This is a genomic window from uncultured Thiodictyon sp. (assembly GCF_903828115.1).
Taxonomy (GTDB): domain Bacteria; phylum Pseudomonadota; class Gammaproteobacteria; order Chromatiales; family Chromatiaceae; genus Thiodictyon.
The window spans coordinates 1-11,527 of sequence record NZ_CAIKKU010000747.1 but is presented as its reverse complement, the minus strand read 5'-3'; the positions used below and the strand labels follow the sequence as shown (position 1 = coordinate 11,527).

At 67.9% G+C, this 11,527-nt stretch carries 9 protein-coding genes; 1 reads left to right on the top strand and 8 read right to left on the bottom strand.

Annotation, left to right across the window (positions count from 1 at the left end):
* Window positions 1-65: 65 nt before the first annotated feature.
* The 8 genes from QZY48_RS27595 to QZY48_RS27560 form a co-directional block, all read right to left on the bottom strand.
* Window positions 66-560, bottom strand: coding sequence for a DUF1156 domain-containing protein (locus QZY48_RS27595; protein WP_295436817.1), 495 nt, complete (start codon window positions 558-560; stop codon window positions 66-68).
* Window positions 557-1,204: an RloB family protein gene (locus QZY48_RS27590; protein WP_295436816.1), complete on the bottom strand. Its 648-nt coding sequence runs from the start codon at window positions 1,202-1,204 to the stop codon at window positions 557-559. Before QZY48_RS27590 ends, QZY48_RS27595 begins: the two co-directional genes overlap by 4 nt.
* 1 nt (window position 1,205) lies before the next feature.
* Window positions 1,206-2,453 carry an ATP/GTP-binding protein gene (locus tag QZY48_RS27585; RefSeq protein ID WP_295436814.1) on the bottom strand — a complete coding sequence of 416 codons (1,248 nt, stop codon included), beginning with the start codon at window positions 2,451-2,453 and terminating at the stop codon, window positions 1,206-1,208.
* Window positions 2,454-2,583: 130 nt separating this feature from the next.
* Window positions 2,584-5,517 carry a DUF3883 domain-containing protein gene (locus QZY48_RS27580; RefSeq protein ID WP_295436813.1) on the bottom strand — a complete coding sequence of 978 codons (2,934 nt, stop codon included), beginning with the start codon at window positions 5,515-5,517 and terminating at the stop codon, window positions 2,584-2,586.
* 13 nt (window positions 5,518-5,530) lie between these two features.
* Entirely contained in the window at window positions 5,531-6,313 is a 783-nt protein-coding gene (locus tag QZY48_RS27575) for a hypothetical protein (RefSeq protein WP_295436812.1), read from the bottom strand.
* A gap of 9 nt (window positions 6,314-6,322) precedes the next feature.
* Entirely contained in the window at window positions 6,323-7,390 is a 1,068-nt protein-coding gene (locus QZY48_RS27570; RefSeq protein ID WP_366929798.1) for a CpsD/CapB family tyrosine-protein kinase, read from the bottom strand.
* Window positions 7,309-8,316, bottom strand: a complete 1,008-nt coding sequence (locus QZY48_RS35090; RefSeq protein ID WP_366929797.1) for a Wzz/FepE/Etk N-terminal domain-containing protein — start codon at window positions 8,314-8,316, stop codon at window positions 7,309-7,311. Before QZY48_RS35090 ends, QZY48_RS27570 begins: the two co-directional genes overlap by 82 nt.
* Before the next feature lie 287 nt (window positions 8,317-8,603).
* On the bottom strand, window positions 8,604-9,350 hold the full coding sequence (locus QZY48_RS27560) for a polysaccharide biosynthesis/export family protein (protein WP_295436809.1): 747 nt from the start codon (window positions 9,348-9,350) through the stop codon (window positions 8,604-8,606).
* A gap of 167 nt (window positions 9,351-9,517) precedes the next feature.
* Here QZY48_RS27560 and ilvD point away from each other — a divergent pair, with 167 nt between their 5' ends.
* Entirely contained in the window at window positions 9,518-11,371 is a 1,854-nt protein-coding gene (gene ilvD / locus QZY48_RS27555) for a dihydroxy-acid dehydratase (protein WP_295436808.1), read from the top strand.
* Window positions 11,372-11,527 lie beyond the last annotated feature (156 nt).

Below are 11,527 nucleotides of genomic sequence, written 5' to 3'. Positions count from 1 at the left end.
TCGATCAAGATTCCGGCCGCTTGGGCTCGCCGGGTGCGTAGTCAGGCCATCTTGGCCTGACACCGTCAGGGCTGGAAGCCCTGACTACGCACGCCGCTGGCCGGGATTATGATCAAGGCCTCCAGCGGGATGGAGCCGCCGCCCGCGAAGGGGTCATGGAAGGCGGGGAGCTTCTCCGGGTCGAAGCCCGGCTTGCCCTTGTTCAACGCGCAGGTCTCCCGCCAAGAGGCACGGATGGCCTCGCGGGCGCGCTCCAATACCGTCTCGTTGTTGGTGTTCTCCCACTTCACCAGATCCCGGATGATGTCGAACAGCCGCTCCCGCTCCTCATCCGCCTGCGCCTTGGTCTTGCCCGTGTACCAGCCGCGTTCGCCGCCCGGGTCGTTGACCAGTTGGGCGAACAACACCGCCCGCGCCGTGGCCAGGGGCCGGCGCGCCCACCACAGGTGCAGGGTGCTCGGATGCCCGTGGCGGATGGATTTCTCTCGCACCGAAGCGACGTTGATGTCGTCCAGCGGCAGGGCGACTTCGATGAGCTTCTTGGGGGCTTTGATGTTCAAGCGGGGTCCTTTAGGTGCTGAAGGTAATGGACCAGATCATGGACCTCGGTCGATGGGTTATCCTCTCCGGTTTCGAGCGCATCACTCCGGGCTTGTCTGGCGTTGCGTTTGGCCGCATCAAGGCGCTCCAGGAGTTGACCGAACACGCCGACCGTGCCTTTTTGGTAGTCGCGCATCGTATCTGCCTGCTTGAGGGCCTTGATGCAATTATCGCATGGACTGTTGTTGCCACCCTCGGTAAATGGACTGCGCGTATATCCAAAATGGAGTAGCAGCCAATACTCGAAACAGGGCCAGGAGCGGGCAGCGCGCAGTGTCGACCGGTCGATCTTATCGCATGCGGCCGGGAAATTGTAGTGTCGATCCCGGTCGAAGACGCAATAGATCCGATCGTAATGTTCGCCATGCTTCTTTTCTTCCGCTTGACGCTTCTGCGCGGTACGCACGATGGACAACGGATCAGTCCCGCTCGCCGGTGTCACGGCGATGTTGGCGTTGCTGAGCTTGTAATGGTCTTTCAGCTCGGAGAAGTAGATGGGCTCGGTCTTTTCACCCTCGCAGACGATCAGCACGCGATCATAAGGCTCGCGCTGTGGCCCCCGGCGCTTCAGATCAGCGGCTTGTCTTGGTTGGCGTACTGACATGCTAGGCCGCAAACGTGTCGGACAGTCGCTTTAGATAGGGCACGGCTCCATAGCGACCAGCGAGATAAGATCGCTCAAGATTTTCCAATCCCTTACGTGGATTAAAGTCGGTCAAGGGGAAAAGTCTGGTGGCCTGTTCCGGGTCGCGTTCGCAGAACCAGATTTGATCTCGCCGAAAGACGTCTTGACTCAGGATGGCGGTCTCGTGAGTGGTGAATATCAGTTGCGCTCCTTTCGGATTGGTTTCCGGTGAATGGAATAAACCCACCAGGTACCGAACGAGCAGCGGGTGGAGATTGTCGTGCAGCTCATCGACAAACAGCACATGTCCTCCGCTCAGCGCCTCCATTGCCGGCCCGGCGAGGGCGAACATCTTTTGCGTTCCTTCGGACTCATCGCTCAGCTCCAACTCGACCGTTTGCTGGTTGCCGGACCTGTGACCGACATAGAGCGTCCAGTGCCGGAGGTCAGGGTGCTTCAGCGGCTCCCCGGACCGCATGGCATCAAGCGAAGAAGCGAAGCTTGATTCGTCGATGCGCACCGTTGTTATGGCGAAATCGGCAGCCCGCAGAAATTCGATGACACGCGAGTTGTGGCCCTCCAAATAGCAATCAAGAGATGTCAAGAGTCCCGACAAATGAATGCCGGAGAACTCCAAAGTATTATGGAACCAGTCAAACAAAGGCTTCAACTGCTGGCTGTTCAACTGTACGGCGGTCGATAGCAATAGCGCATTGGAGCGCGTCGCGCGTCGCCAGACCTCTTTGTCCCCGATGAGCTTGTCGCCGAACTGGAAACTCTTTTCGCCCGAGTGCTCGGCAAGTGATCGCTCGAACCAGCGCTGTGAACGGCCCTTCGGAAAGGCAAACAGCCATTCTCCAAGGATGCGTTCCGCGGTCGCCCGGAACCCATATTGGTAGCGCACACCATCGATAAGAAGGACGACTTCAAACATACTCGGCTGCGCAATTGTTTGCGAGTCAAATCTAAAAGGAACCACCGGCAATTGTTTGAACTCAGTTGCCGAAGTCAAGACGATGCGGCGCATCGTGCCGAACGCCTTTAGAAGGTTGGACTTGCCGGCAGCATTGGGGCCGTAGATCGCCGCGGACCGCAGGAGCGTGAAGGGCCTGGCTGCCTCCACGGTTGCGGCGTCGAAGGTGTTCGTCGCGGCAAGCTCCTTGCCCGGCCCAGCGACCAGGCTCAGGCGTTGCTCGTCCCGGATGGAGCGAAAGTTGGCGACAGCCATCTCGATTAGCATTGGCGAACCACGTAACGGCAATTCTTGACAATTCCCGCCGAAAATAGCACCGAAGCGCGGTTGGGTCGAGTGGTTTGAGGATTCTTCACCTCTTGGTCGATGGCGCACCTTCGCTCTGTCAGGCAATCGACTCTGGGCCGGACGCCCATGACAGAAGGTCGGCAAGGCCATAGTTGATGCTGGCGACGCCGAAATCCGGCTCCTGACGGAAGGGATTGCGGATGTAGTGCGGCCCCTCGTAGTCGTCCCCATCCACGATCACGATGGCGAGGATGAACTTGTCCGCCTGGTTGAGCCCGTAGAGGATCTCGTTGCGGCTGATGGTGACGGTGTCGGCGCCCTTGACGCGGCCTTTGACCTTGATGTGGCGGTCCGCGGGCAACTTGCCGTCCTTCATCGGCGGGCGGGCAGTCAGGTCCCAGCCGCATTTCTCGACGGAGACATCAAAGACGGTATGGCCCAGGGCGCGCTCGGCGTCCGTGACGGCCTGCATGGCGATCCGTTCGATCCGGGCGCGCGCCTGCGCGTCCGCGGGCGGGACGCCCGCGCTCCCAAGGCGCTGATCCAACAGGCCCTGGGGGATGACGAGTGCCCCGCCGATGACCACCGGAGTGGCGGAGACGACATGGCGCTGGTCGGCCAGCTCCTTCTTGCGGCTCTCCAGGCGGGCGGTCAGTTCCTCGACCCGGCGCCGGGCCATCTTCGGCTGGACCTGGGGTTGCTTGCCTGCGGCCACGTCGTCGCTGAGCTTGATGTAGCGGTCCAACCAGTAGCTGATCTCCTTGACCAGACGTTCGTTGACGGCACCCAGAATCTTGTCTACCTGGCGCTCACGGCGCGCCCGGACCTCTTGGTAGTGCTCCGGCACCAGGCGGGCGATGGCATGGGCCAGGGCGGTTTGCTCCAGGCCACCCTGGTCCGGACTGGCGATCCAGGGGGCGTTCAGAATGTCCTGCACGCACCCCCGGTCGGCATCCTCCAGCGGCACCAGGTCCAGGTGGGGCGCCCAGCCGGCGAAGGTGGCGGTCCGGTCCGGGGCGATGGCGATGAACTGAAGTCGACGCGAGACGGTGCGCGGGGGATCGCCGGCGGCCTCGCGGACGGTGTGCTCGATCATGAAGAGGACCCGCGGCGCGGTGCCCTCGTCGCTGGGGTCGAGCAGGACGGCGCCCTGCTTGAGTTTGCCGCGGTGGGACTCCAGCACCAGGTCGGTGACGGCGTGCATCAGGGGGTGGGCCGGATGGACCAGGCTCGCCATCGGCTTGCCGTCGGCGCGGATGCGGTCCTTCTCGAAGCAGATGCGCTCATACCCCTTGAGCACCGGGGTGCGGGTCTCGCCGATCACGCGGTCACGGGTGCGGATCACGGCGGGGACGTGCCGGATCTCGAAGCGGCCGGGCTCGCGCGGGCGCAGTTCGCCGCCCAGGGCCTGGAAGGCTTCGCTGAAGAAGGCGCGGATGAAATAGGGCTGGAGCTTGCGGGCCTCGGCCTGGTCCATCTCGGCCCTGATGGTGTAGAGGTCTTCCATGCGCATGGTCTGCTCGACCAGGGCGTTGCGCCCGATGATGTCGCGCAGGTGGTCGGTGTCGAGCGCCCCCTCGATGACCTGGTTCAGCCGGGCCTTGGTCGCGGGGCTCTCGCCATAGCGGATGAGTTTGGGAGCGCGGGCATCCTGCCCGCCAGCGGGCGGGACGCCCGCGCTCCCAGGGAACATCAGGTGTTGCAAGAGGCGGGAGAGTTCATCCCACTTGCGGTCCTGGCCGGAGTGGACCACGCCCTTCGCCTGGGCTTCGAGCCAGGTCAGGGTACCGATCTCGATCTTGAGCTCGTCGATGGTGCGCGCGGTGGTCGCCTGGTCGAGCACGTCCTCGGCCCAGGCTTCGTACTCCCCGCCGGTCAGTTCGTCGTCGGCGTCGAGGATGTCCTCCGGGACGTCCTTGACGTTATAGGTGCCCAGGGTTTCGGCGACGTGGCTGCCGTGCTGGTTGATCTGCTCCTCACGCAGGCGCGCTTCGAGCTTCTGGCGGCGGCGCTTGAGCGATTGGTAGATCGCCTCGGGGCTGGAGGCGAGCCGGCGCTGCAGCAGGGTCAGGGCGAAGCCGACGGTGTTCTTGCGCTTGCCGTCCAGGTTATCCGCGCGGTTCATCTCGTTGCGGACATAGTCGGTGACGGCCGTGTACAGGGCGTCTTCCAGTCCCGAGAGGGTGTAGTTGACCGTATAGGCGCGGCGCTCGGGGAAGAGCCTGGTGCCGTCGAACTTGAGCAGGTCTTCCTTGACCATGCGCCGCATCATGTCGGACACGTCGATTTTTGCGGCACCCGCGCGGAACTTGCCGTAGAAGCGGTCGGCGTCCAGCAAGGACAGCCAAATCCGGAAATCCGCTTCCTTGCCGTTGTGGGGGGTGGCGGTCATCAGGAGGTAATGGCGGCAGATTCCGCCCAGTAGCTCGCCGAGCAGGAACCGCTTGGTCTTGTTGACCTTGTTGCCGAAATAGCTGGCCGAGAGCTTGTGCGCCTCGTCCACCACGATCAGGTCCCACTCGCTGTGCCGGAGCTTGTCTTGCAGTGCCTCGCTGCGGGAAAGTTGGTCCAGACGGGCAATCAGCAGGTCGTTTTCCTCGAAGGCGTTGACGCGGGCGGCCTGGTCCAGCTCGCGGGTGAAGATGGCGAACTCGACGCCGAATTTCTCGTAGAGCTCGTCCTGCCACTGCTCCGACAGGCTGCCGGGGGCGACGATCAGCACGCGCCGGGCGTCGGCGCGCATCAGCAGTTCGCGGATGAAGAGCCCGGCCATGATGGTCTTGCCGGCGCCGGGGTCGTCCGCGAGCACGTAGCGCAGCGGTTGGCGCGGAAGCATGGACTCGTAGACCGCGGTAATCTGGTGCGGCAGGGGCTCCACGTTGGACGTGTGGACCGCCATCATGGGATCGAAGAGGTGGGCGAGGCGGATGCGCCAGGCTTCCATGCCCAGCTTGAAGCCGGCGGCCGGGGCATCGAAGGCCCAGGCACGGCCCGCTTGGGCGAGGCTGAGGCGGGGCTGATCAGTCGCCAAGTATAGATCCAGATCAGGGATTCGGAGTCGACTCAATGCGATATAGCAGGGCAGAGATCCGATAGCCCGCCGCTTGTCGGGTCAATTCCAGTCGCAGCGCGCCGGCCTGCCGCGCGGCCGGGCGACCGTTGGTACCCTGCAGGTCGCCGTCGGCGAGATAACGGTCGCGGCCGTCGGGCCGCAGTCGCAGGGGCGTGAGTCGGAACGCCCGCTTGAGGGTGGCGGCGAAAAGGTCTGCCCCCGCGTCGGTGGAGTTGTCATCCGTAAGGCGGCCGATGCGTGCGTCGTCGGTCAGCAGCAGCAGGAGGCCCGGCAGGTCGCCGGCGGCGAAGTGGCGCTGGAAGCGTGCGATGACGGCCTCCGGGTCCAGGGCCTCAGCGGCGGCGGGCGCCGCCGGCCGCTGGCCCCGGTCGGTGTCGGTCGGCCGGGCGGGGGCAGGGTCCGGGCGCTGTGCCGCGGTCGGGATTGGCGCCGCCCTGCGCCCCGGGGGCAGGTCTGAAAGGGCGTCCGGCGCCCGCCCGGTGCCAGGATGCCGGCCCGACACGGCCGGCCCCGGCCCAGTCGCGATCGGCGGCGGTGGTATCGGGTCGCGGTAGATGGGCGGAGGGGTGGTGCGGCGGTCGAGGTCGATGTGCCCGCCGACCCGCAGGGTTTCCCGCCCCCGGCCCAGGGCGAGTGCCAGCACCGCGATCGACACCAGGGCGGCGCCCATCCACAGGGCCTTCGCAAGGCCGCTGCCGGGTCTGCGCCCGGCGCGGGCGGCGGGAGCGCGCCGACGGCAGGGTGCGGGTTCCATCGACCGGTCCTAGCCCGGTCGGCGCGGGGGCAGGGCCTGGCGGTGGGGCACCGCGTCGCGCCCGGTGTCCGGGGCCGCGGCGCCGTAGCCGTACCGGGACACCCCGTCGTCAGGCGTGATCAGGAGGGTCCCGAGAAGGTTCGCGTCGGCGCTGCGCAGGCGCTGTGCCGTTTCCGCCAAGGCCCCGGCGCGGGTCCGGCCGGCGGTGACGACCAGCAGGGTTGCATCGGCCAGGTGGGCCAGGACGAGGGCGTCGGCCAGGCCCATGACCGGCGGTCCGTCCAGGATCAGGTGATCGAACTGCCCGCCCAGGTCCGCGATCAAATCGCCCATCCGGGCGCCGGCCAGCCGCTCGACCGGCTGGGTCGGCGGGGGGCCGCTGGTCAGGACGCGCAGCCCGGCGACCGCGGTCGCCTGGGTTAGCGGCGCCGCGGTCCCCGTCAGGCCGTCGCTGAGCCCGACCGCGTTGGACAGGCCGAAGACCTGGTGCAGGCAGGGGCGGCGCAGGTCGGCATCGATCAACAGCACCCGGCTGCCGGCCGCGGCGAAGGCGATGGCGGTGGCGCAGGCGGCGCTGCTCTTGCCCTCGTGCGGGGCGGCGCTCGCGAAGTGCATGACGCGCGGTGCGCCGGCCGGGGTGGCGAAGACGAGCGCGGTGCGCAGGGTGCGAAAGGCCTCGGCGAGCGGGCTGGCGGGGTCGCGCCAGGTCAGCAGGGCCGGCCCGGCGTCCGCTCGGGCCGCACGCCCCCGCCCGACCTGGGGTATCAGGGCCAGCACCGGCACGCCGGTGTGCCGCTGTACCTCGTGCGCGGTGCGCAGCCGGTCATCGCGTGATTCGCGCACCAGGGCCAGTGCGACCCCGCCGAGCAGACCCAGGGCGAGTGCAAGGCTGAGGTTCTTCCCCAGGTCCGGCCGGTAGGGCGCCCGGGGGACCTGGGCGCGATCGACGATGGCGATGGGGTTGGTCCCGGGACCGGCCGCGGATGCGAGCGCCTTCACCCGCGCGAGCAGTGCGTCATGGCGTTCCTGGTGGTCGGCGACCTCGCGCTCAAGGACCCGATACCCGCTGCCAAGCACCTGGAGGTCGCGCAGTTGGGCGCGCACCGCGTCGCCGCGCTCGGCCAGCCGCGCCTCCTGGTGGGCGCGCGCCGCGGCCCCCGCCCGGGCGGCCCTGCCGATGGCCGTCCCCTCCTGCCTGAGCCGGCGCTCCAGTTCGGCGAGCGCCCGGCGCAACTGCTGCATCTTCGGGTAGCCGGGCTTGAAGACCTTGAGTTGCTCCTGGTAGTCGGCGGTGAGTTCGGCCTTGCGCTCCTGGAGCCGCTGGATGACCGGGCTGTCCGTTGCCGCAGCGTCCGCGCCGGCCTGCCGGGCCTCGGTCTGTGCGGCGAGTTGGGCGGCGAAGGCTGCGGTCTCCTGCCGGCCCAGGGCCTTGAGCCGCTCCAGGAGCAGCGTGCGCTGGCCGTCCAGGTCGATGATTCCGTGCGCGTCGGCGTAGGCGGCCAGGCGCCGCTCGGCGTCCGCGAGCGTCGCCTGGGCCGCGCGCAGCCGTTCGTCGAGGAAGGCGCGGGCCGGGGCGGAGGCCTCATAGCGGCGCTCCAGGGCAGTCGCGCCGCCGGGGTCAGGGCCGGCGACCGGGTGAGGCCCAGTTGGTCGATCACCCGGCGCGCCAGGGTGCGGCTGCGCAGCAAGGCGTATTGGGTCGCGTAGAAGTCCTTGGTGTCGGGTGCGTCCGCCGGCGCCGCGGCGGCGGTCGGGGTCGGCCCGGTATCCTGCCCGGACCCCTGCCGCGGACCCGGGTCAGGCTCGATCTGGAGCAACACCGAAGCGCGGTAGAGCGGGGTCGTCAGGAGACTGGCAATGAGTGCCGCGGCCAGTGCGATCAGGCAGACGATGCCGAGTGACCAGCGGCGCCGGAGCAGTGCGCTCCAGGCGCGGCCGCGGCGCCTGCCCCACCCAGACCGGCCCGCCGCCGACCCGCCGGGGTAAACCGCGCCGGCCGCCAATGGGCGTCAAGGCCCTGGTCTGCGCTGTCGGCGGTTCGCCGGGGGGGGAGGGGATGGTCATAGGCGAAAACTGACTCTGGTCAAGTAACGGTTCACTAATAAGTTAAATAAGTCCACTAGGGAATGGTCGTCGCGTCGTTGTCGTTGTCGTTGTCGTAATCGAGGTATCGTAGCGCCCTGGATTCTCCCGCACCCCAAAGTGCATCGCTTCTACGATTACGACAACGACAACGACAACGACAACGACAACGATTGCGTGTGTGTTTGACTTGTTCTTGACTCGTTACTTAGAACGGGATACGCAACAAGGCGCGCAGGGTATCGGTCGCCCCCTTCAGGAGCACGGCGCCGCCCGACTCCGGGACCACCACCCGGTCGCCGCCGACCAGCACCGGGTCACGCAACTCGCCGCGCTGCACGGCCGCGGCATCCACCACATAGGCGACCGGGCGACCGGCGGCGTCCGCGCGGAACAGCAGCACGCCGCTCTGCTTGGCGAGCGGATCGAACCCCTGGGCCAGGGCGATCGCCTGCAGCAGGCTGGTTTCACCCTGGAGCGGGAAGACCCCGGAACGCTTGACCGACCCCAACACCGTCACCTGTTGGTTCGCAGACTCCTTCAGGTCCACGTCAACCCGCGGGTCTTGCAGATAGTCCTTGCGCAGGATGGCGGCGATGCGCGCCGCCGCCTCCCGGGGGGTCAGGCCGGCGACGGCCACCGGCCCGAGCAGCGGCAGGAGGATGCGGCCGTCGGCGTCGACCCGCTCCTCGCTCGACAGTTCATCCACCTGGAAGACCTGGACCCGGACCAGGTCGGCGGGCCTGATCCGGCCGGTCTGGCGCGCGGCGGGTGCGGGCGGCGGACCCTGGAGCGCCGGCACCCAGTGCCCGGGCCCCGCCGCGTCCGACGCCGCGTGCCGGTCGCCGCGCCCGCGCGGCCAGTCGTCGTCGGTGAAGTTGCCGCCGGCCGCGGCGCAGAGGCCCGCGGCCCCCACGAACAGCAGGGCGGTCGGCAGCCGGGACTGGTGTTTCATCGCGGCGTTCTCCGGCGGTGGGTGGGGCGCTGCCCCTGAGGCATCTGGTGTATAGTCCGCTGCTTTCGTTCGCGGTTCAATCGGTAAGGACCGACCCCGGCGGCGCTTGCCCAGGGTCAGCGCAGACGACGACCGCGCGCGGCGGCACCGACCAGCGAGAGACCACCATGCCCCAGTATCGTTCCCGCACCACCACCCACGGCCGCAACATGGCCGGCGCCCGCGCCCTGTGGCGCGCCACCGGCATGACCGACGGTGACTTCGACAAGCCCATCATCGCGGTGGCCAATTCATTCACCCAGTTCGTCCCCGGTCATGTGCATCTGAAGGATCTGGGCCAATTGGTCGCGCGCGAGATCGAGCGTGCCGGCGGTGTCGCCAAGGAATTCAACACCATCGCCATCGACGACGGCATCGCCATGGGCCACGGCGGCATGCTCTATTCGCTCCCGTCGCGCGACATCATCGCCGACTCGGTGGAATACATGGTCAATGCCCACTGCGCCGACGCGCTGGTGTGTATCTCCAATTGCGACAAGATCACCCCCGGGATGCTGATGGCGGCGCTGCGGCTCAACATCCCCACGGTGTTCGTCTCCGGCGGCCCGATGGAGGCCGGCAAGGTGCACCTGGCGGGCAAGGGTGACCTCAAACTCGACCTGGTGGACGCCATGGTCACGGCCGCCGACGCCCGCGAGAGTGACGCCGACGTGGCGGCGATCGAGCGCTCGGCCTGCCCGACCTGCGGCTCCTGCTCCGGGATGTTCACCGCCAACTCCATGAACTGTCTCACCGAGGCCTTAGGGCTCAGCCTGCCCGGCAACGGCACCCTGCTCGCCACCCATGCCGACCGGGAGCAGTTGTTTCTGGAGGCCGGGCGCCTCGTGGTCGACCTGGCGCGGCGCTGGTATGAGCAGGAGGACGCCGCCGTCCTGCCGCGGGCCATTGCGAGCTTCGAGGCCTTCGAGAACGCCATGAGCCTGGACATCGCCATGGGCGGCTCCACCAACACCGTGCTGCACCTGTTGGCGGCGGCCCACGAGGCGCGGGTGGACTTCAGCATGGCGGACATGGACGCCTTGAGCCGCCGGGTGCCGAACCTGTGCAAGGTCGCCCCCTCCACCCAGAAGTACCACATGGAGGATGTACACCGCGCGGGCGGGGTCATCGGTATCCTGGGTGAACTGGACCGGGCCGGATTGCTCCACCGCGATTGCCCCACGGTCTATGCGCGCTCGCTGGGTGACGCCCTGGACGCCTGGGACATCGCCCGCGACACGGCGGCCGACGCGGCGCGCACCCGCTATCTGGCCGCCCCCGGCGGCGTCCCGACCCAGGTCGCCTTCAGTCAGTCGAGCCGTTGGCCGGACCTGGATCTCGACCGGGCAGACGGCTGCATCCGCGACCTGGCGCACGCCTATTCACTGGACGGCGGACTCGCCGTGCTCTACGGCAATCTCGCGGAGCACGGGTGCATCGTCAAGACCGCCGGGGTCGACGCCGCCAACCTGACCTTCAGCGGGCCGGCGCGGGTCTGCGAGAGCCAGGAGTCGGCGGTGGCGGCGATCCTGGCGGACCGGATCCTGCCGGGCGAGGTGGTGCTGATCCGCTACGAGGGCCCCAAGGGCGGTCCGGGGATGCAGGAGATGCTCTATCCCACCAGCTATCTCAAGTCCAAGGGGCTGGGCAAGGCCTGCGCCCTGGTCACCGACGGGCGCTTCTCCGGCGGCACCTCCGGGCTCTCCATCGGCCACGTCTCGCCGGAGGCGGCCGAGGGCGGACTGATCGGGCTGGTGGAGGAGGGCGACCGCATCGAGATCGACATCCCCAACCGGCGCATCGCGCTGCTGGTCGCCCCCGCGGTCCTGGAAGCGCGCCGCGAGGCCATGGACGCCCGCGGCCGGGACGCCTGGCGGCCGGCCCATCGCCAGCGCGAGGTCTCAGCGGCGCTGCGCGCCTATGCCGCGCTGACCACCAGCGCGGCGCGGGGGGCGGTGCGGGACCTGGCGCAACTGGAGTAGGGTGCCGCCGCGCGCACCGCGCCGTGGCCGCGTGCGGTCTGCGGGGCCCGTAGGGTGCGCCGTGCGCACCTTACCCATGGCCGCGCGTGGTCTGCGGGGCCCGTAGGGTGCGCCGCGCGCACCTTCTGACAGTTGGGTCTTGTAGTCAACTTGGGC

Excerpts from the sequence above, each read along its gene's own strand:
- QZY48_RS27575 (WP_295436812.1), bottom strand. The coding sequence starts at position 6,313 with ATGGAACCCGCACCCTGCCGTCGGCGCGCTCCCGCCGCCCGCGCCGGG.
- QZY48_RS27585 (WP_295436814.1), bottom strand. The coding sequence starts at position 2,453 with ATGGCTGTCGCCAACTTTCGCTCCATCCGGGACGAGCAACGCCTGAGC.
- QZY48_RS27590 (WP_295436816.1), bottom strand. The coding sequence starts at position 1,204 with ATGTCAGTACGCCAACCAAGACAAGCCGCTGATCTGAAGCGCCGGGGG.
- ilvD (WP_295436808.1), top strand. The coding sequence starts at position 9,518 with ATGCCCCAGTATCGTTCCCGCACCACCACCCACGGCCGCAACATGGCC.
- QZY48_RS27560 (WP_295436809.1), bottom strand. The coding sequence starts at position 9,350 with ATGAAACACCAGTCCCGGCTGCCGACCGCCCTGCTGTTCGTGGGGGCC.